18 protein-coding genes are annotated in these 18,866 nt (G+C 58.6%); 9 read left to right on the top strand and 9 right to left on the bottom strand.

Annotated elements, in window-relative coordinates:
* Positions 1-209: 209 nt before the first annotated feature.
* Positions 210-1,586: a signal recognition particle protein gene (ffh, locus tag KGB25_RS24560; protein WP_008042378.1), complete on the bottom strand. Its 1,377-nt coding sequence runs from the start codon at positions 1,584-1,586 to the stop codon at positions 210-212.
* Positions 1,587-1,781: 195 nt separating this feature from the next.
* Between ffh and KGB25_RS24555 the strand changes: the two genes are divergently transcribed.
* Positions 1,782-2,594: an inner membrane protein YpjD gene (locus KGB25_RS24555; protein ID WP_192420162.1), complete on the top strand. Its 813-nt coding sequence runs from the start codon at positions 1,782-1,784 to the stop codon at positions 2,592-2,594.
* A gap of 12 nt (positions 2,595-2,606) precedes the next feature.
* Positions 2,607-3,839 (top strand): HlyC/CorC family transporter, encoded by a 1,233-nt coding sequence (locus tag KGB25_RS24550; protein ID WP_223437079.1) that lies wholly within the window; start codon positions 2,607-2,609, stop codon positions 3,837-3,839.
* 77 nt (positions 3,840-3,916) lie between these two features.
* On the opposite strand, the gene KGB25_RS24545 is transcribed toward KGB25_RS24550, so the two are convergent.
* The 5 genes from KGB25_RS24545 to KGB25_RS24525 form a co-directional block, all read right to left on the bottom strand.
* Positions 3,917-4,369: a cupin domain-containing protein gene (locus KGB25_RS24545; protein WP_223437077.1), complete on the bottom strand. Its 453-nt coding sequence runs from the start codon at positions 4,367-4,369 to the stop codon at positions 3,917-3,919.
* Positions 4,370-4,628: 259 nt separating this feature from the next.
* Positions 4,629-4,907 carry a DUF3303 domain-containing protein gene (locus KGB25_RS24540; RefSeq protein WP_008043696.1) on the bottom strand — a complete coding sequence of 93 codons (279 nt, stop codon included), beginning with the start codon at positions 4,905-4,907 and terminating at the stop codon, positions 4,629-4,631.
* Between the two features lie 206 nt (positions 4,908-5,113).
* Positions 5,114-5,515: a hypothetical protein gene (locus KGB25_RS24535; RefSeq protein WP_032829188.1), complete on the bottom strand. Its 402-nt coding sequence runs from the start codon at positions 5,513-5,515 to the stop codon at positions 5,114-5,116.
* Positions 5,516-6,549: 1,034 nt separating this feature from the next.
* Positions 6,550-6,801, bottom strand: coding sequence for a glutaredoxin 3 (gene grxC / locus KGB25_RS24530; protein WP_008033960.1), 252 nt, complete (start codon positions 6,799-6,801; stop codon positions 6,550-6,552).
* 27 nt (positions 6,802-6,828) lie between these two features.
* Positions 6,829-7,347, bottom strand: coding sequence for a carboxymuconolactone decarboxylase family protein (locus KGB25_RS24525; RefSeq protein WP_008033958.1), 519 nt, complete (start codon positions 7,345-7,347; stop codon positions 6,829-6,831).
* Positions 7,348-7,481: 134 nt separating this feature from the next.
* Here KGB25_RS24525 and KGB25_RS24520 point away from each other — a divergent pair, with 134 nt between their 5' ends.
* The 7 genes from KGB25_RS24520 (at position 7,482) to KGB25_RS24490 (ending at position 13,563) form a co-directional block, all read left to right on the top strand.
* Positions 7,482-8,309 carry an AraC family transcriptional regulator gene (locus tag KGB25_RS24520; RefSeq protein ID WP_223437076.1) on the top strand — a complete coding sequence of 276 codons (828 nt, stop codon included), beginning with the start codon at positions 7,482-7,484 and terminating at the stop codon, positions 8,307-8,309.
* A gap of 283 nt (positions 8,310-8,592) precedes the next feature.
* Positions 8,593-9,090 (top strand): hypothetical protein, encoded by a 498-nt coding sequence (locus KGB25_RS24515; RefSeq protein ID WP_223437074.1) that lies wholly within the window; start codon positions 8,593-8,595, stop codon positions 9,088-9,090.
* A gap of 154 nt (positions 9,091-9,244) precedes the next feature.
* The gene (locus KGB25_RS24510; RefSeq protein ID WP_223437072.1) at positions 9,245-9,442 is read left to right on the top strand and encodes a hypothetical protein; all 198 of its coding nucleotides are present in this window, start codon (positions 9,245-9,247) and stop codon (positions 9,440-9,442) included.
* A gap of 14 nt (positions 9,443-9,456) precedes the next feature.
* Positions 9,457-10,014, top strand: coding sequence for a polysaccharide biosynthesis/export family protein (locus KGB25_RS24505; RefSeq protein ID WP_207285927.1), 558 nt, complete (start codon positions 9,457-9,459; stop codon positions 10,012-10,014).
* Positions 10,015-10,040: 26 nt separating this feature from the next.
* Positions 10,041-11,159 (top strand): hypothetical protein, encoded by a 1,119-nt coding sequence (locus KGB25_RS24500; RefSeq protein ID WP_223437070.1) that lies wholly within the window; start codon positions 10,041-10,043, stop codon positions 11,157-11,159.
* A 20-nt stretch (positions 11,160-11,179) separates the two neighbouring features.
* Positions 11,180-12,745, top strand: a complete 1,566-nt coding sequence (locus KGB25_RS24495; RefSeq protein WP_008041067.1) for a GumC family protein — start codon at positions 11,180-11,182, stop codon at positions 12,743-12,745.
* A gap of 86 nt (positions 12,746-12,831) precedes the next feature.
* The gene (locus KGB25_RS24490) at positions 12,832-13,563 is read left to right on the top strand and encodes a CpsD/CapB family tyrosine-protein kinase (RefSeq protein ID WP_223437084.1); all 732 of its coding nucleotides are present in this window, start codon (positions 12,832-12,834) and stop codon (positions 13,561-13,563) included.
* A gap of 46 nt (positions 13,564-13,609) precedes the next feature.
* On the opposite strand, the gene galE is transcribed toward KGB25_RS24490, so the two are convergent.
* From galE to KGB25_RS24475, 3 genes are read right to left on the bottom strand one after another with little or no spacing between them, the layout of a single operon-like run.
* Entirely contained in the window at positions 13,610-14,587 is a 978-nt protein-coding gene (gene galE, locus KGB25_RS24485) for a UDP-glucose 4-epimerase GalE (protein WP_223437068.1), read from the bottom strand.
* A gap of 43 nt (positions 14,588-14,630) precedes the next feature.
* Positions 14,631-17,246 carry a cellulase family glycosylhydrolase gene (locus KGB25_RS24480; protein WP_223437067.1) on the bottom strand — a complete coding sequence of 872 codons (2,616 nt, stop codon included), beginning with the start codon at positions 17,244-17,246 and terminating at the stop codon, positions 14,631-14,633.
* Positions 17,247-17,251: 5 nt separating this feature from the next.
* Positions 17,252-18,778, bottom strand: coding sequence for an O-antigen ligase family protein (locus KGB25_RS24475; protein WP_223437065.1), 1,527 nt, complete (start codon positions 18,776-18,778; stop codon positions 17,252-17,254).
* Between the last annotated feature and the right edge of the window lie 88 nt (positions 18,779-18,866).

The raw sequence follows: 18,866 nt of genomic DNA, 5'->3' as shown, positions 1-18,866 counted from the left end.
CACAGCGGGCATAGGTGCCCGAAAGGCCGCATATTCTAAGGAATATCCGGACTTTTGCAAATGTCTTTTTCCGGCGGCCTATCGGACGCCATCCAGATTTGCTATAGAGCCGTCGTTGAAAACGGCCAGTCAGCTCCCGCCAAGTGCGGGTTTGCTGGAGATCCCACTTCCGTGTGGGCTGCGCAGGAGCAAGCCCCTGCGCGAATTCTTTACATTTTCGGCATGCCGCCGCCGGGCAACATACCGCCCATGCCGCGCATCATTTTGGCCATTCCGCCTTTCGCGGAGAATTTCTTCATCATCTTCTGCATCTGCTTGTGCTGCTTGATCAAGCGACCGATGTCCTGCACCTGAGTGCCGGAACCCATGGCGATCCGGCGTTTGCGCGAACCGCTGATCAGCTCAGGGTCACGGCGCTCGGCCGGGGTCATGGAATTGATGATGGCTTCCATCTGCTTGAATTGTTTCTCTGCCGCGCCCTGGGCATTGCCCATTTGCGCCAGGTTCACACCGCCGATGTTCGGCAGTTTGTCCATGAGGCCACCGAGGCCGCCCATGTTCTTCATCTGTTGCAGCTGATCGCGGAAGTCTTCGAGGTCGAAGCCCTTGCCCTTCTTCAGCTTCTTGGCCAGCTTGTCGGCCTTGTCCTTGTCGAGTGTCGCTTCGGCCTGTTCGATCAGGCTGAGCACGTCGCCCATGCCGAGGATCCGCGAAGCGATACGCTCCGGGTGGAACGGCTCAAGGGCTTCGGTCTTCTCGCCCATACCGATGAACTTGATCGGCTTGCCGGTGATGGCACGAACGGACAGTGCGGCACCGCCACGGGCGTCGCCGTCGACCTTGGTCAGGATCACACCGGTCAGCGGCAGTGCATCGCCGAAGGCCTTGGCCGTGTTGGCGGCATCCTGGCCGGTCATGGCGTCGACCACGAACAGCGTTTCGACCGGGTTGATCGCGGCGTGCAACGCCTTGATCTCGCCCATCATCTCTTCGTCGATGTGCAGTCGACCGGCGGTATCGACGATGACCACATCAATAAACTTAAGCTTTGCTTCTTTTATAGCCGCTTGCGCGATGTCGACCGGCTTCTGGCTCAGGTCGGACGGGAAGAACGTCACGCCGATGTCGTTGGCCAGGGTTTCCAGCTGCTTGATCGCCGCAGGACGGTAAACGTCCGCGGACACGACCATTACCGACTTCTTCTTGCGCTCTTTAAGGAAGCGCGCAAGTTTACCGGCGGTGGTGGTTTTACCGGCACCCTGCAAACCGGCCATCAATACGACGGCGGGCGGAACGGCGCTCAGGTTCAGGTCTTCGTTGGCCGCGCCCATCAGGCTTTCGAGTTCGGCCTGGACGATCTTCACGAAGGCCTGGCCCGGCGTCAGGCTACGCGACACCTCGGTGCCGACGGCGCGTTCCTTGACCGAATTGACGAAGTCCTTCACCACCGGCAAGGCGACGTCGGCTTCGAGCAACGCCATGCGCACTTCGCGCAGGGTGTCTTTGATGTTGTCCTCGGTCAGTTTGGCCTTGCCGGTGACATGGCGCAGCGTCTGCGAGAGACGGTCGGTTAAGTTTTCAAACATTGCGCGATCCTTTCAGGCCCTGTGTAGACCGGGATAATGGCGGCCCAGACCGGAATCAACATGTGCTCGGCGAGCCTGCGGCGTGGGCAGGTCGCGGATTATAGCGAAGACTGCGACTGGCGGACACCTCGCACTTTCGTGGTGTGTGGGTTCTATGCCAAACTCAGCGCCTTTCGGGCTTGCCTAACAGGATTTATGCTCCCCTTGTCACCCAGTTTGCTTACCACCCTCGCCGCCGCCTGCTTATATGCCGCTGCGACCATTTATCAGGGCTCTCGCCTGGCCACCGGCGCCAAGGCGAACAAACGCCTGCTGGTCACGCTCGGCGTGCTCGCCGTGCTGGCTCACAGCGCCAGCCTGTTCACCCACCTGTTGACACCGATTGGCCTGGGCCTGGACTTTTTCAGCGCCGCCAGCCTGATCGCCGCGGCGGTCATTGCCCTGACGCTGCTGGCCTGCTCGCGGATCCCGGTGGAAAACCTGCTGATATTACTGTTCCCGCTGGGCGCCGCTACCGTGCTGCTGGCACAGTTCGCCCCGGCCGGCACGGTGCAGATCATCGACGAAGAGCCGGGCATCCTCGCGCATATCCTGTTGTCGATCCTGGCCTACGGCATGTTCACCATCGCGGTGTTCCAGGCCTTGCTGCTGCTGGTTCAGGACCATCAGCTCAAGCACAAGCACCCGTCCGGACTGATCAAGAACTTCCCGCCGCTGCAAACCATGGAAAGCCTGCTGTTCAGTTTCCTGTGGGCCGGCTGGACCTTGCTGTCGTTGTCGCTGATCTCTGGCTGGCTGTTCGTCGACAATCTGTTCGCCCAGCACCTAGTGCACAAAACCTTGCTGGCGTGCCTGGCCTGGATCGTCTTCAGCGTGCTGCTCTGGGGCCGCAACCGCCTCGGCTGGCGCGGACACAAGGCCATTCGCTGGACCCTCGCCGGTTTCTGCCTGTTGATGCTCGCGTATTTCGGCAGCAAGCTGGTCCGTGAATACATCCTGCACATCTGACGGGCGGCATAAATGGACGACTTGCCCATAGGGCCGATGCTCGCCGTAGTGGCCCTGCTGATTTTATGGTCGGGGCTGTTCACCGCCATTGAAGCGGCACACCAGCACTTGCTGGCCCAGCGCACCGCCTCGCGCGCAAGCGACAAACCGGTGGCAAAGCTGAGTTTTCCGCTCAACAGCCTGATTTTCTGCAACACCCTGTGCCGCGCACTGGTAGTGGTCATCAGCACCTTGCTGGCGATTTTCACCTGGGCTGAAAACGGTCCATGGGCCGCGTGCCTGGGGGCCGGCGCGATTCTGCTGGTGTTTGCCGACTACCTGCCGCGCACCCTCGCCGCCCGCTATCCCGACGCGGTCCTGGCGCTGGGCAACACCTTGCTCCGCGCGCCGCTGAAAATCATCTACCCGGCCGCCTGGCTGCTCAATGGCATCAGCCAGTTGCTGATGCGCCCGTTTGCCCGCAAGGCCAAAGTGGTGCAGCAGAGCGAGGACGAGACGCCGAAGGATCGTCACGACGACCAACAACCGGTTTGCCGTCCGCACGCGGTGTCCGGCATCCACGCGCTGGACAACATCACGGTCAACGACATTCTGGTGCCGCGCAGCGATGTCGACGGGATCAACCTCGACGACTCCATCGAAGAAATCCTCGAACAGCTTCGAGCCAACCGGCGCACGCGCCTGCCGGTGTTCCACAGTGACATCAACCAGGTCGAGGCGGTGCTCAACACCCGGCAGATCCGCCACCTGCTGCCCGACGGCCAACTCACTCGCGAAGCACTGCTGGCCGCGTGTCACGACCCGTATTTCGTACCGGAAAGCACACCGTTGCAGTTACAACTGCTGAACTTCCACAAACAGCAGCGACGCCTGGGCATGGTGGTCGACGAGTATGGCGAAGTGCTCGGCATCGTCACGCTGGAAGACATTCTCGAAGAAATCGTCGGCGAATTCGAAAGCCAGCACAGCCTGGACAACCCGCACATCCATCCGCAGGCCGATGGACGCCTGGTGATCGACGGTGCGGCATCGATTCGCGACCTGAACAAAAGCCTCGGCTGGCATTTGCCCAGCGATGGCCCGAAAACCCTTAACGGGCTGGTGACCGAAGCGCTGGAGACCATTCCGGACAGCGCGGTGTGCCTGAAGATCGGGCGTTATCGGCTGGAGATTCTGGAGACCGAAGACAACCGCGTGACCCGCGTGTTGATCTGGCATACGGCTGCAACCCCCACAACTGTCTGACACAACTCATTCCTTGTAGGAGCCAGGCTTGCCGGCGAAGGCGTACTGACAGGCCCCTTCGCCGGCAAGCCTGGCTCCTACAGAGTCTGCGGTGATTTCGGAATCAGAAACGTAACCCCGTGCGCTTCGGCAATTTCCAGGATTCGCGGCAAATCCTCCGGAACCCTCAGCCGGTCCACCGCCGTAAAAAACTGACCGCCGCGTGGATCGGACACCACGCCAATCATCCTCGCGGTCGCGCTGATGTTTTTGTAGGCATGGATCGACCCACCGGGAATATGCACGTAGCCGCCGGCAGAAACAGTGGTGGACTTGCCCTCGACGGTCACTTCGACCTGCCCGTCGGTGACGTAGAAAGCTTCGTCCCACGGATGGAAATGCAGCGGCGGCCCGCCCCCTTGCACGCCTTCCTGAATGTGCATTTCAAAGGGTTTGCTCAGATCGCCGCCGGCGAGAACCGTGATCGCCTCACCCACCACATTGACCGGCCCCGGGGTTTTTTCGGGGGTGATGACGTGAACCGTTCGCATGATTGCTCTCCGGAGGATGTGTCCACTCCCGCTGAGTATATTCACTTGCCGGCGTGCCCAGTGCCCGGCCATCTGTCCGTCTGTCAGGGCAGTTTCAACCCCGATTGAATTTTCCTCCCGGCGTATCGCTCTGCTGCTCAGGCAGTCACTGCCGAGATGCGGCGGCGGGTGGGAATCAAGACGTAGCAGGATCTAAAGCCTGACGCTGACAGAGCGCCTGCGTCGTGGCGGCGAGCAAGACTCGCCGCCACGACGATTATTACTTGCTGACAGCGGCCGCCAGCAGCGGCCCAGCCTGCTCATCGGTGAGTGCCGCATGAACCTCCATGCTCATCAGGTCACTCCATTGCAGCACCCATTTTTGAATCTGTACGGCATCGTCGGTTTCCGCGATGCCAAAACCGCTCGAGCCACCGACGGCATGCCAGCGCCCGAGCATCTTGACGCCGGGGGGCGGGGCACCTTGGGTCTCGAGAAAGCGCTTGATCGCGCTGTTGCGGTTTTGCGGACTGATTGACCAACTGACCATGAATAACATCTGCCACCTCCTGATAGGGATTGGCACCTGTTGCTCTTCGCGCACCTGGCTGGCGCCGGGACCACGGTCACGCCTGTTTCCCGCTTCGTCCTGACGGGCTTGAATGTCTTTCTCCCTTTGAGAAGGCATAGCAGCGCGCCGGGATTCGCGTACGACCGCTGATCCTCTTTCGTGGCATTCGGGATTGTTGGGGGGGCATTCAGCCGTCAAGCGTCGCGCAGCAGGTCGTTGGCGTTGAGCAGTTCGTAGGCGATTTCCGGACGTTTCTCCAGCCCGCGGCGAATCGCGGCCGGGATCGCCTGGCGGGTTTTGCGGCACAGCCCCGGCAATTCGCCGATGGAGATGGCGATGCCGCGCATGGTGCGGACTTCGTTGAAGCCGGGGGCGATTTCGACCCGGATGCCCAGTTGTTCGAACATCCGCTGTTGCAGCCGTTCGAGGTCGCTCAGGCTCTGGAGGTTTTCCAGGCGGTCGAGCAGGCGTTTTTCCTCGGTGCGGGTCAGGAACAGGATGCGCAGGTCCGCGCCCGCTTTTTCCAGCAGCGGTTCACGCTCGCAGTTGCAGGCACCGGGCGGGCAGGGTTGGCGGATCGGCATCGACGTGGTCATAGGGGTCAATCATAGAGCGCCCTTTGTGTGTTTGCCCATATGCCCCGACTCTTGCGGATTTACCCGGTCCCTGTAGGAGCTGGCTTGCCGGCGATAGCGGTCTATCCGGCGACTATTTTCTTTCAGGTGTACATATCCATTTCTGCGGTTATGGCCGCTATTGGTTTCGCCCTTACGGCGAGTCACTTGGAAAAGCCCCAAGTAACCAAGGGCTCTTGCCCCTTTCGTTCGGTGGCTCGCTAAGGCTCGCCATGCCCTCGCTCCGGTCCTGCTCCGTGGGCCCGCCGCGATCGGCCATCCATGGCCGTGCGCGGCTAACCCGGCCTCCATGCCGGGTTGCCCACTGCGCAGAACCTGCGCTCGGCCTCTCGAGGGTGCGCTTAGATCAAAAGCTGAAGGCGAGCTAACGCTCGGCCTGATGAGTGGTGGGAATCAAAAGCGTACGTGCCCCCTGTAGGAGCCGGCTTGCCGGCGAAAAACGTCTAGGCGACGCGTTCATTCAGACAGCCCGCGTTATCGTTGGCGCCCATCGCCAGCAAGCTGGCTCCTACAGGGAAAATGCATAGGTGTCTGGAGAAATACAATCCCCTGTAGGAGCCGGCTTGCCGGCGAAAAATGTCTGGGCAACACGTTCATTCAGACAGCCCGCGTTATCGTTGGCTTCCATCGCCAGCAAGCCGGCTCCTACAGGGGAATGCGTACGAGCAAAGAAACAGGTCGGCTGGCAGGCCGCCTCGCTTTGGTTTTTGATCTTGATCTGCCCCGTCGGAAGGCCGAGTGGAGGTTCTGCGCAGTGGGCAACCCGGCATGGATGCCGGGTTAGCCGCCCCCGGCCAGGGATGGCCGATGGCGGCGGGCCCACGGAGCAGGACCGGAGCGAGGGCATGGCGAGCCTTAGCGAGCCACCGTACGTCAGGGGCGCGGGCGCTTGGTTACTTGGCGCTTTTCCAAGTGACTCGCCGTAAGGGCGAAACCAATAGCCGCCGTTACCACAACAACGGATATGTACCCCCCCAAAAAAACCGTCACCGGCCTCAAGCAAGCATCGACATCAACCCCCCCTGACGATCAAGTTTGGCCAGCTCGTCAAACCCACCAACATGCACATCACCGATAAAAATCTGCGGCACGCTACGGCGACCACTGCGGCTGAGCATCTCCTCAAACTTCCCAGGCTCCGATTGAACGTTTATTTCCTGTGCCGCAATGCCTCGGCTCGCCAGCAAAATCTTGGCGTTGCGGCAATAAGGGCAAGTGTCAGTGGTATAGAGCGTCACGGTGTTCATCAGCGGTTCTCCCGAATAGACAGTCGTTCAAGCATCGATGGCCGGAAAATCGATCTCGGTCAGGGCGACGTTGTTGAGGTAATTGGTCAAGGTCTGCGAGGCCACGTGAGCGATCACTTCGACAATCTTGCTGTCGTTGATCCCGGCTGCCCGTGCCGCTGCGATCTGCTCGCTGCCCAGGTGGCCACGGCTTTCGGTGATCTGCCGGGCGAGGGTGGCAAAGGCATTGAGCTGTCCGCTGCGGGCGCTGAGGATGTCTTGCGCGGATAACCCGGCCTTGCCGGCAAACAATGTGTGGGCCGCGAGGCAGTAGTCGCACCCATTCACCTGGGACGTGGCGAGGAAGATCGCTTCTTTCTCGGTGGCGCTCAGTGACGTTTTACCGAGGGTCGCAGACTGTTGCAGATAAGAGGACAGCACGGCGGGAGCATGCGCCAGCGTCTTGAAGACATTGGGCAAAAAACCGATTTTTTTCTGCACGCCTTCCAGCAGCGGGCGAGTGGCGTCGGTGGCGTGTTCGAGGCTCAGGGTGTTGATGCGGCTCATGGTGGATCTCCGTAGATGACGGCGCGGTGTGCGCTGGGTACGGGGTCCATGCTAATGACGAGTGCTGGTCTATTGGCTGCAAATCGTCGAGGATATGCGACTGATCGTCCAAATATGCCGCCAGGAGCCTGTCCATGGATCGCTTGTCCACCTTGCTCAGCCATTTCGGCGTCAGCGCCGGTACCTTCCACAGCGGGACCTTTTGCGGCACCACCGGTTTTGATGGTGATCAGGCCTGCGGGCACCTCCATCTGCTGCAATCCGGCGAGCTGACCCTGAAACTGGCCGATGAGCGCGCGATTGAGCTCAACACCCCCACCTTGATTTTCTTCCCTCGGCCTTACCGCCACCGACTGATTGCCGCTGACACGTCCGACACGCAACTGGTGTGCGCCTCGCTGACGTTCGATGGCGGTGCGGGGAATGCGCTGGCGGCGGCGTTGCCCGATTACCTGGTACTTGATCTCGATGAAGTGCCGACCATGGCCGGTACGCTGGACTGGTTGTTCAACGAAGCCTTCGGCGGCATTTGCGGTCGCGAAGCGATGATGGACCGCTTGTTCGAAGTGCTGGTGATCCAGTTGCTGCGGCACATTCTGACCAATCGCGAACAAAGCACCGGCATGATGGCCGGTCTCGCCGACCCCCGCCTGGCACGCTCGTTAAGCCTGATGCACGACACGCCCGGCAAGTCCTGGACTGTGGCTGAGTTGTCGACGGCGGCCAACATGTCCCGGGCCAGTTTTGCCGAACACTTTCGTCAGGTGGTGGGGCAGACCCCGGTGGATTACCTGGTGAGCTGGCGCATCAGCCTGGCCCAGAAACGCTTGCGTGAAGGCAAGTCCATTGCCCTGATTGCCGATGAAGTGGGGTATGAAAGCCCTTCGGCGCTCGCCCGGGCATTTCGGCGCAAGACCGGCGTCAGTCCGCGAGAGTGGATGCATGGCGGCCAGCGTCGATAGTTTTTTGTCGCCGGTGTTTCGGCGAGGAAAAAGCAACGCGTTCAGGCCCGTTTTCGGTAGGGCTGATGCCCATGTTTGAGTCGTTTCAAGGAGATAGAGACCCTTGTTGTGATGAGGACTAATTGTCGATTTATTGACGCCATTCTGCCTTGATTTTTATTTTAATTTATTGTTGTGACAGACCATTGACGTGCTGGCTATGTGCTTATAGGCTCCAATCAGCTGGGTAACGAATCCTTCATTCGATATCAGGAAAACCCTGTGTGCAGGGAGGCGGGCTTCAATGCGTTCATCACTGGTTCTCAAATCCGTTTTGTTCTGCGTGCTCTGTAATGGTGCGGCCATTGCCACCGCACAAACGGCCAATTTGACCCGTGAAATTAACCGCATGGGCGATGCTTGCCAAGCGTATGGTCCAAAAGCGGGCATGACCGCCGCCGAGCAGGGTGGTGCCCCTTCAACCGTTGCAAACGGTCCTGGTGCGGCAGCTTCGGCCAGCGATACCAGCTTCGCTGATACAGCAAAAAATCAACTCAACAGCCTTATAGAATCCGCCACCAAGGTGGGCGCTACCGTCAATAGTTCTTCCTGTGACGGATTAATGGCGCAACTTGCCGTTGACAAGTTAACGGCAGATTCAGGTACGCAAAGTAAAGTTTTGAGTGGCGGGGATGATGCCCTCACCAATCAATCGAATGCAGTTCCGTTAGCAGCTGCCGCCTGGTTGTTTTCATCCGCGTTATTCGGTTTTGTCATGGTCGCCAACCGGCGGAAGGTGTAGCTAGCTTTTTGTTTTTGCTGGCGATTGTGTGGCGCATTGACACTAGTGATTGATATCAATTTGATCTGCTAGTGGGTTTGGCGATGTATTAGCTGAATGACGGGCTCTATTAAACAGAGTGCTATTAATTTGGCAGGCAGACATCGAGGTCGATATGTTTAACGACAACTTATTGTTAAATAAAAAACTTCCTTCGCCAGCTGTTTCCCGGCAGGCAATAGAGGCGTCAGGCCGACGAAAACCGGACGGCGTCGAACGCAAAAAACAGCCCCTTGATCGTTTCCTTGACCTAAAAATGAGCAAGAGTGATTTACCCCGGTTTTTATGCAAGACTCTTGGCAAGGCTACTTAGGCGGAGGGATCCCGATGTCGCGTTTCTGGTTACCTGTGGTCTGCGCGCTGGCAGTTATGCCCAGCATTTCCAATGCCGTCGCAAACGATGCTGCATACCGGTTGAGTCCGGGTGACAAGCTTGCCGTTTCCGTTTGGGGCGAAGACAAGCTCAAGCAGGACGTGATCGTTCTTCCCAACGGAAGCATTACCTTCCCGCTGGCAGGGCAAGTCGATGTGGCGGGTCTCGATACCACCGCAGTCGAAGAGAAAATAGCTGCCAAGCTTGTAAAGTACATACCCGATCCGCAGGTGAGCGTTGTCGTCACCAGCACGGATGGCAATCTCGTGTACGTGCAGGGCAAAGTGTTGAAGCCAGGCAGTGTCCATTTATCAGGTCAAACGTCAGTGCTGCAGGTTTTAAGCGTGGCGGGCGGGCTCGACAAGTTTGCCGACAAGGATGAAATCAAGGTCGTGCGACTCAACGGGACCAAGCAACAGATCCTGCCAGTCAATTACAGCGATCTGATGTCCGGGCGTGACATGTCCACCAATATTCTCCTCCAGGCCGGCGATACGCTGGTCGTGCCTTAGACTTGCGCGATGCATTAAGGATTAACTTGCTTGCTCTTCGAACTACCGGGGTTGCCACTGCAACCCTGATCCTGTCGTGTTCCGGTGTGGCCCATGCGGCGACCTGGCAATCATCAATCGCGGTGCCTTCGACTGTCGAGTACGACAGCAATCCACTGTTGCTCACGAGTGGCGAGCAGGGTGTGACCCGCACCATCATCGCTCCCGAGTACGGCCTTGTCGGTACTTCCGGTCGGGATGAGTTTCAATTCGGTCTCGGTGTATACGTCGTGCGTTCTTCCGATACCGACATCGTGACGGACCGTGAAGACCCCCGATTGAAACTGGGGTGGCAGCGGGAAACCGAAACGGGCGGTTTTGGGCTCAAGGCCAGGTATGAAGAGAGTTCAACGCTCTCCACTGCCGTACAGGAAACCGGCGTGGTAGCAACCGACGGCACGCAAAAGCTGTATACCCTGGGCGGCAACTGGCATACGGCTCTCAGCGAGCGAAGTACGTTGCTCAACGAGACTGACTACACTCATGTCACTTACGACATTCCGACCCTGATCAACTACGACGAACTGGCCACCCGCTTTACGTGGAGCTACGCGTGGAGCGAGCAGACCGAGGTGTTCACCCGTTTGGGCGTCAGGCGCTATGAGCCTGAGAAGGGCTCTGCAGTGGCGTCCTCCTCAAACAGCTATACACCCACGGTCGGCGTGAACTTCCAGCTCTCCGAGCAGTTCAAGGGTACGGTGTACGCGGGCGTCAATCAGGTTTCCGGTTCGGGTGACGGCCCCAAGGGGCAGGGCGGATTGACCTTGCAATACACCGGCGAGCGGTTCGATGCAATCGTCGACGCCGGTCGCAGTACGGTCGCCAGCGGTGACGGCGGGTTCGTCGAGGCGGATAACCTGAAGGGAACATTCAGTTACGCCATCGATGAGATCCGACGCACCGGTTTTGATGCCTCCTGGCAGGACACCAAAGGCCAGACGCCGAACACTTTGCTTAATTACAGTGCCTGGATCAGTCAAGAACTCTCGCCTTTTTGGATTGCGCGCCTATCCTTCACGTACAAGGAGCGTCAGCAGGACGGCTTGCCGGATGCCAGCGCAAATATTGTCGGGATGACGCTGATTTACAGTTACCCCGGTCTCTGAAATTCAGTTGTGTGAGAAATATGGCCTCTGAATACGAAATGTCGGTCAACGACTACATCGCCATCGTCAAACACCACGCTGTGCTGTTGATCGTGAGTTGCGCAGCCATACTTGGCGTGAGCATCGCGGTCGCGATGTCGCTGCCGCCCACGTTCGAGTCCTCTGGCACGATCCTGATCGAGTCGCAGCAGATCTCGCCTGAACTGGTCGCGACAAACAACGGCACCTTTGCCGATGAGCGCATCGAGGTCATTCGCCAGCGTGTGATGACCCGGGAGAATCTTTTAGCGATCATCGACAAATACAACTTGTTCTCTTCTCAAGGCCGGCAGTTGAGCGTTTCCGAGAAAATCGATGAAATGCGCAATACGATCGGGGTCACCTTGGTCAGCGCCGCGGTCAAGGGTCGCGGGGAAGTGACGATTGCGTTTCGTCTTTCCTTTGAGCACCGCCAACCAGAGATTGCCAACAAAGTGGCCAATGAACTGGTAACGCTGTTTCTGAATGAAAACATCCGGCAGCGCACCGAGCGCGCCAATGAAAACACAGAGTTCGCAAAGCAGGAGGCGGACAAGCTCGAGGTTGCCCTGAATGCCCAGGACAGTCGCGTGGCGAAATACAAGGAGGAGCACAGCAAATCGCTGCCTGAGAATCGGGAATTGCTCACGAACATGTTGACCCGCGCCGAAAACGACCTCAAGGAAGTCGATCGTGACTACAAGGCTGCCCGTGAGGATTTGCGCTTCAATGAGTTGGAGCTTGTCGCCGCCAATGCCGGCGTAGCGACCAAGCCTGGCGTGGCAGGTGCAGCCGCTGACAAACCGCAGGATCTGGGCAGCCTCAAGGCGGAATACGTCCGTTTGCTGACGCTGTATACCGAAGCCCACCCTGATGTGCGTGCCGTGAAACGCAAGATTGCGGCACTTGAGGCGAACAAGTCGGTGGCGGGGAGTTCGGTAGTGTCCGTCAGTATGGATGTAGCGAAGGCTCAGGCGCGGATCGCGGCCACCGACGCACGTATCAAGTCGCTGGCCGATCAGAAGCAGCAGACGCAGCAGAAAATAGCCGAATACGAAGCGCAGATTATTGAAATGCCACAAGTCGAGCGCGGCCTGATCACGCTGATGCGTGACCATGACAACGCGAAAAAGAAATACGAGGAAATGCGCGCCAAGGAGATGAATGCGAGAATTTCCGAAAGCCTGGAACAGGAAAACAAAGCCGAGCGTTTTGTTCTCCTGGAGTCGCCGCTGATGCCTGAAAAACCGGTACGGCCGAACCGCAAGAAAGTGGTTGCCATGGGCTTCGTGCTTGCCCCTGTGGGCGCTGGCGCATTGGTGATGCTCCTGGAAATGCTGACTCAGCGTGTGCGCGGAGCTGAAGCCCTGGGTAGCGTGTTGGGGCGGCGTGTACTGGTTGCCATTCCCTACATTCACACCAAGGCGGAGCTGGCGAATCGCAAGAGGTGGCGAACGCGCTTGATCATCTGTGGGATAGTGGCATTCGTGATCTTTCTGGTGCTCGTGCACTTCCTCTACATGCCACTGGATCTTTTGATTTTTAAAGCTTTGGGCCGGTTTGCATAAGGAATACAGCCATGGAATTTAACAAGACCGATACCGAAGATGATGAAAAACAGTCGTCCTCGGCCCTCGTGGCCACGCCAAAAGCCATGACCGCAACCGGGCACTCTGCAGGTCTGAATGCGCTCAGTTATGTGCAAACCAAAGTTGTGCCTTTGCGCCCGGATCATCTCGAGCGTAACCGCATTGTGGCGTACAACAAGAACTCGAACATGGGCGGGGCGTTCGATCTGCTACGCACGCAAGTTCTGAAAATCATGGAAGAAAACGGCTGGCGTACGCTTGCCATCACCTCGCCGACGCCGGAGGCAGGCAAGACGGTCCTGGCGATCAACCTGGCAATGAGCATCGCCCATCACACCACCAAGACTGCATTGCTGGTGGATTTTGACCTGCGCCGTCCGACAGTGGGTGCCTGCCTGGGTCTGCCGATGGATAAATCGCTCAATGAGTACCTGGCCGACGAAGCGGAACTGCAAGAGGTTCTGGTCAACCCGACCTTGCCGCGTTTTGTCGTCCTGCCGACCCGTAAGCCGATTCCTCTCTCCACCGAGGTGTTGTCATCGCCCGCAGTGACCCATTTGATCAGTGATCTGCGTGAACGCTACAACTCGCGTATCGTGATTTTCGACTTGCCGCCAATCCTCAGCTCGGACGATGTCATTACCGTCCTGCCGAAATTCGACTGCGTCCTGCTCGTGGTCGCCAACGGCATGAACAGCAAGAAAGAGATCGAGGAAAGCCTGCATCACCTGGGCTCAGCCAATCTGATTGGCACGGTGCTGAACAAAGCCGAGCCGCAAAACCGCTCTTACTACTAGCGCGTCACCCTTCGGCGCGCGGCGCGTTATGCGCCAGCGCCGACTGTCAGTGCCAAGGGTGCTTCTGCTCCCACTTCCAGGCGTGCGTCACGATGTCTTCAAGCGAGGCAAATTGTGTTTGCCAGCCCAGTATTGCGTTGGCCTTTCGAGGGTCGGCCACCAGCCGTGGCGGGTCGCCGGCACGGCGGGGCGCGTCACTGACGCAGAAGTCCTGGCCGGTGACGCGACGCACAGTGTCTATCACTTCCTGTACTGAAAACCCTTGGCCGTTACCGAGGTTGAACGCCGTGCTTGCGCCACCGGCCAGCAGATAATCCACGGCGAGTGCGTGAGCGGCAACGAGATCGACCACGTGGACGTAGTCGCGAATACAGGTGCCATCCGGCGTGTCGTAATCCCGACCAAACACGGTGATGGATTCGCGTCGGCCCGAGGCCGCTTGCAGGATCAGTGGCAGCAGGTGGGTTTCCGGTTCATGGCGTTCACCCAGCTGTCCTTCAGGGTCGGCGCCGGCGGCATTGAAGTAGCGCAGGCACACCGTTTTAAGACCGTAGGCGCGGTCGAAGTCTTCCAGTATCTGCTCCACCATCCACTTGCTGCGGCCATAAGGGTTGATGGCGGCCTTGGGATGTTCTTCGTCGATGGGCACGTATACCGGGTCGCCATAGACGGCGGCGGTCGAGGAAAAAACCAAGTGTTTGACCTTCGCGCGCACCATGGCTTGTAGCAGCGTCAGCGTAGCGGCGAGGTTGTTCCGGTAATACTTGGCAGGCTCGGTGACGGATTCGCCGACCTGGATAAATGAAGCGAAGTGGAACACCGCATCAAAATGTTCAGCAGCAAAAACATCGTCCAGGGCTTGCGCGTCGGCGATGTCCAGTTCGACCAGTTTTCCGCCTGGCAAGGCGCTGCGGTAGCCGGTGGAAAAGTTGTCTGCCACCAACAGCTCGTGACCCGCATGCAGCAATTTTTTCACCATGTGCGAGCCGATGTAGCCTGCGCCGCCAATCACCAAAAATTTCATCCTGACCTCCTGGAAACTGTTCCTGTGCAAGCGGATTGCAGCGTCAGCGAGTGGCGTTTTTTCTCAAAAACAACCAATTGGACGCCTGCAGGTCGTCGAACTTGATCGTATAGCGTCCATCCACATAGGTTGCGGGCAGCTTCTTCATTTGTGCGAGCGTGCCGTTAGTAAAGAGCGTCAGGCCAGGCGGCGCCTGGAGGCTCAGCGTGCCCTCCAGAGGCTCCACATAAAACGGTGTTTTGTCGTCTTCCTTGGGGATGGCGCGGGTGCCCAATGAAATCAGCAAATCCTTCGATTGTGCGACGGGTGCGTTGTCCAGGCTCTGCACCACCACACTGGCATTCGCCGTTTTCACTTGCACCTTGATGTTGCCGAGGCTGATCGATTCGCCGCCGATCCAGCCGGTGACAGCCTGGGTACGGGGTGTATCGATGGTGTAGATGCCTTGTTTCCAGTTGCGCTTGAGCTCGCCCGTATCCGTCGTGGACTCGCTGGCATTGGCGTCCAGCAACGACTGGTCAGGGTCATGAAACACCTTGGCAGTGCTCGGGATAATGCCCGGCTGCAACCAGGCCAATTCCGGCGTTTGTGGCATGGCGATTTGCAGCTTGCCTATCTCCATCGCCGTGCGCAGCAGTGCAGAATTGGCCGGTGACACGGGTTTGTTGAACAGGGTGTCGGGCGTCGGTGCGAAGACGTACGTCGTGTTGGCTTCGCTGACGTCACCGCGACGATAGAGCAAGGCGGCGGCGGGCAGGGTGGCCAGCATGGCGGGGTCGTTGTAGGCGTGCCAGTTATCGGCCGTTACCCAGTCGCCGTCGAATGATTGCTGGCTGTAGGCATATTGCATCAGCGCGTCCCAGCCTTGGTGGCTGGCGGTGCCGGCGACATAGAGTGGCAACGAGTGGCGGTCGGGTGTCGGGAATGGTTCGTTGTTCCACTCGGTGACGGTCAGGGGTTTGCCTGTCACCTGGCCGGCGGCGATCCAGTCGATGATGCCGTCGGAGGTGAGCGGGTTTTTCTCCAGCTGGCCCGCGCCGCCGTAGCTGTGAACGTCGATGACATCACCGCTGGTCAAGGCCGGCAATGAGCTCAGGCCGTCACCTCCCCAACTGCTGGTGGTGGCAATGGGCACCTTCACGCCGAGGTCGCGCAGATGCTGAATCATCTCTACGTTGAAGCGCTGTTCCAGATCGTTAAGGAACAGTTTGGAGGGGCCATGCTCCCACGAACGCCAGGTCAGTCCTTGCGATAGATTGTGCTGGCTGGCAAAGACATCGGCCTGGTTTTTGTAGAGCTTCCAGTGCTTGGGAACTCCCTTGTCTCGCAACAGGGCATTGCCGAAGTGTTGAGTGACGTCGTTTTCGTTGGTGATCAGGACGGCGGCGATTGCCGGCTCGTCTTTGTAGGCGAGGCCGGTAAAGGGATTTACATGGGTCATGTAGGCTTCGGTGAAGCGTTTCATGGCCTGCTGAATGGTGATGTTTACATACGCGTAACCCTTGAGGCTGGCGTTGTTCTGCTCATTTTTTGGCAGCTCATCGAAGGCAAAAATGTTGTCCTTCGGCATAAGTGCTCGCTCGACGTGCATGTCGAGCCAGACATAAATGCCTTCGTCTTTCAGACACTTGATCCACCAGTCGATTTTTTTCAGCGACTGCGCGCTGAGTTGCTGAGTGTCATGCGTGAGGTCGCGCTCGCCAAAAATGTTCGGGTTGACCCAGGGTGAGTCATGGTGGTGCAGTCGCACGAGGTTGAAACCGAGTGCCGACAGGCGTTTGGCTTGCTGCTTGATTGCATCGTCGGACGTTTGGAACAGCGCGTAGGACGTGATGTTGGTGCCCCAGAAACGCGCCGGGGTGTTGTCGGCGAACATCAGCTGCTCGCCGGACGCTTTGACGAAACCGCGCTTGCCCGCAGGTTTTTCGCCAGCATTGAGAAACGACAGATCGACCGGTGAGGTTTTTATGTCGATGTTGTCGTTCGGCCAACGTGTCGGGTCCGTCAGGCCAAAGCGCTCGGTCAGGGTCGGGCCGAGTGTCACGTCACCCGAGACGCTCAAGGTGGCTTTGATGTTTTGCTGGCCGGGCCTGATCGTGGTTTTGTAGAAAAAAGCGCGCACCTCGGATCGGTCGCCGGGTTCAAAATAGACACTCGCCAGTGCCGGCTCAAAACGCATCTCGATGCGTCGTCCTTGTGCGTTTCCCCAGGCCCAGCCGCTGTTGTCGGGGAGCAGCACCGGTTCGCCCATCTCTTCAGCGAACAGTGCCGGGTCAAACTTGAAGACGATGCCCCCGCCCATTACACCCGACTTCGTGCTGTGCGCATCGAGGGCAAAGTTCCAGGTCAGCTTTTGCTCGCCGTCCTTTTGAATCTGCGCCGTCAAGTCGAAGTCCAGGTCTTTGTTCTGGCCTTCCAGGGAGTAACTGTGGGGGGCGTTTGCCTTGAACCGGGACGCAAAATACAACCACTCCCAGTTGCTTCCCCAGAAGGTGAATGTCGATGCCAAGACGGGGCTGCCACCGCGTGTCAGCATCGGCAGGCCGCTGCGCTCATCCACGCTCGCGACCCAGTCCGACGCCCAGCTCCTGAACGGCCAGATGGCAACGCACAGGAGCGCGATGAGCAGCAGAGGTGTGCGGCGAAACAAGCTGGGCATTGGCATTACCGAAGTTGAGGATGGGCACTTACAGCGGTTGCAGGTGAGGTTTGCCTGAGCTTGCGAACCATCTGGACATAGGCAACGCCCAGCCCGGCCACCGACCAATACACCACGGGGATTACCGTGATGCTGCTGACGGTAACGATGGTCACCAATATGCCCGCCAGCGTCGCGAAGAGTGCACGCCCCAGTCGGCGCGTCTCATCGTCCTTGTCGGAGAAAGAACGCATTGCCTTGCGCAGACCGAAGAGCACCGTGGCGAAAAAAGCCACGAACAGTGTCAGCCCGATCAACCCGACCTGCAGCGCCACGTTGATGTAGGTGTTCACGATATCGATGATGCCCTGGCCCTGAATCATGGACTGCATTTCCGGCGTGTTGCGGAAGTCGAAAGCGCCGAACAAGGGGTTGCGCTGGATCACGATCATTGCGTTATCGATCAAGCGTTGCCGGTACGTGATGTTCTCTACTTCGATCGTGCCTAAGAACGGTAGCAGGTCCAGCACTTTTTGCCCGCCAGGCACGACCGCCAGCAAGGACAGGGCGAGCACGCCGACCAACGCCAGCAGAATCAGGCGTTTGAAAGCGCTGCGGCCGGTGGCGATGAAGGTTGCGATCATGACGGCGGCCCCGATCCACGGGCCGCGCGACAGCGGTGCAAACAACCCGCCGGCCAGCAACAGTGCGCCGAGGCGGCGCTGGAACTTGCTGCGCACGTTTTCCTGCAGATACATATAAAAGCCGATGGCTGTGCTGATCACGAAGCCCAGCGCAATCGCCTGGCCGGTCGTGGCGCTGGCGCGCAATGAACCGCCACGGTTCAGGTATCCGGACATTTCCCATTGTATGCCCAAGGCATCGATCAACGCGCTGTACAGCAGCCAGCTGCGGGCAAATTCGAACAGGCCAATAATCGACAACACCATGGAGGCGAGGACAAAGGCCAACAGTGCGTCCTTGAAGTCGCTGAGGTTTTTCAGTGCCCGGCTGGCCACGTAGTACGGCAGAAAAACTTCGATGAACATGTAGAGCACTTGGCGCAAGGTGTCGGTGGGCGTGGTTTCGCGCAGCAATAGCAGGCTCGCCAGCAGGATGTTGGCGGCCAACAGTTTGTCAGGCCAGGTCCGCCCGAATGCCAGCGTGTCTGCACGCTGGCGCAGCACAAAAAACGCCGGCAGCAAAACGCACAAGGACAGCAGGCGAATATGGTTGAGATCGAAAAAGTAGTTGATCACGCCCAAGCCTGGAATCTGCGCCGAGGCCGGCGGGACCAAAAACAGCAGAAAGAAGAACAGCGCGATGGGGTTGCGCTCGCGTTTTCCCGCGACGGTCATGATGACGGCGGCAACGGCTGCATACACCCAGAAGCTGTGCGAGACGAAGACCAGGAGCGTCAACACGAACCACAGATTGCGGCGACGCGTGAAGTCGCTGTAGGGGATAAGGTCAGCTGCAGCCCGGCGTGAAAGGGTAAAAACGATGCCGGCCAGAACCAGAATGACGGTTAACGCGCGTAAGTGCTCAGGCATGAGTTTTTAAACTTATTGAGTGGTGAGCGAAGCATAGTGGATTGCCTGATTGCGGCTATAGTAACGTTCGTGCCACAGAGTCCGGGAT

Origin of the sequence: Pseudomonas sp. BF-RE-21 (assembly GCF_019947305.1) — a bacterium.
Lineage (GTDB): Bacteria > Pseudomonadota > Gammaproteobacteria > Pseudomonadales > Pseudomonadaceae > Aquipseudomonas > Aquipseudomonas migulae.
The sequence above is the reverse complement of the archived record's forward strand: the minus strand, read 5'-3'. Positions and strand labels throughout refer to the sequence as shown.

What these genes read in the sequence shown, in the direction of transcription:
- ffh (WP_008042378.1), bottom strand. Translation starts at nt 1,586, where the DNA reads ATGTTTGAAAACTTAACCGACCGTCTCTCGCAGACGCTGCGCCATGTC.
- KGB25_RS24555 (WP_192420162.1), top strand. Translation starts at nt 1,782, where the DNA reads ATGCTCCCCTTGTCACCCAGTTTGCTTACCACCCTCGCCGCCGCCTGC.
- KGB25_RS24550 (WP_223437079.1), top strand. Translation starts at nt 2,607, where the DNA reads ATGGACGACTTGCCCATAGGGCCGATGCTCGCCGTAGTGGCCCTGCTG.
- KGB25_RS24545 (WP_223437077.1), bottom strand. Translation starts at nt 4,369, where the DNA reads ATGCGAACGGTTCACGTCATCACCCCCGAAAAAACCCCGGGGCCGGTC.
- KGB25_RS24540 (WP_008043696.1), bottom strand. Translation starts at nt 4,907, where the DNA reads ATGTTATTCATGGTCAGTTGGTCAATCAGTCCGCAAAACCGCAACAGC.
- KGB25_RS24535 (WP_032829188.1), bottom strand. Translation starts at nt 5,515, where the DNA reads ATGACCACGTCGATGCCGATCCGCCAACCCTGCCCGCCCGGTGCCTGC.
- grxC (WP_008033960.1), bottom strand. Translation starts at nt 6,801, where the DNA reads ATGAACACCGTGACGCTCTATACCACTGACACTTGCCCTTATTGCCGC.
- KGB25_RS24525 (WP_008033958.1), bottom strand. Translation starts at nt 7,347, where the DNA reads ATGAGCCGCATCAACACCCTGAGCCTCGAACACGCCACCGACGCCACT.
- KGB25_RS24520 (WP_223437076.1), top strand. Translation starts at nt 7,482, where the DNA reads ATGGATCGCTTGTCCACCTTGCTCAGCCATTTCGGCGTCAGCGCCGGT.
- KGB25_RS24515 (WP_223437074.1), top strand. Translation starts at nt 8,593, where the DNA reads ATGCGTTCATCACTGGTTCTCAAATCCGTTTTGTTCTGCGTGCTCTGT.
- KGB25_RS24510 (WP_223437072.1), top strand. Translation starts at nt 9,245, where the DNA reads ATGTTTAACGACAACTTATTGTTAAATAAAAAACTTCCTTCGCCAGCT.
- KGB25_RS24505 (WP_207285927.1), top strand. Translation starts at nt 9,457, where the DNA reads ATGTCGCGTTTCTGGTTACCTGTGGTCTGCGCGCTGGCAGTTATGCCC.
- KGB25_RS24495 (WP_008041067.1), top strand. Translation starts at nt 11,180, where the DNA reads ATGGCCTCTGAATACGAAATGTCGGTCAACGACTACATCGCCATCGTC.
- KGB25_RS24490 (WP_223437084.1), top strand. Translation starts at nt 12,832, where the DNA reads ATGACCGCAACCGGGCACTCTGCAGGTCTGAATGCGCTCAGTTATGTG.
- galE (WP_223437068.1), bottom strand. Translation starts at nt 14,587, where the DNA reads ATGAAATTTTTGGTGATTGGCGGCGCAGGCTACATCGGCTCGCACATG.
- KGB25_RS24480 (WP_223437067.1), bottom strand. Translation starts at nt 17,246, where the DNA reads ATGCCCAGCTTGTTTCGCCGCACACCTCTGCTGCTCATCGCGCTCCTG.
- KGB25_RS24475 (WP_223437065.1), bottom strand. Translation starts at nt 18,778, where the DNA reads ATGCCTGAGCACTTACGCGCGTTAACCGTCATTCTGGTTCTGGCCGGC.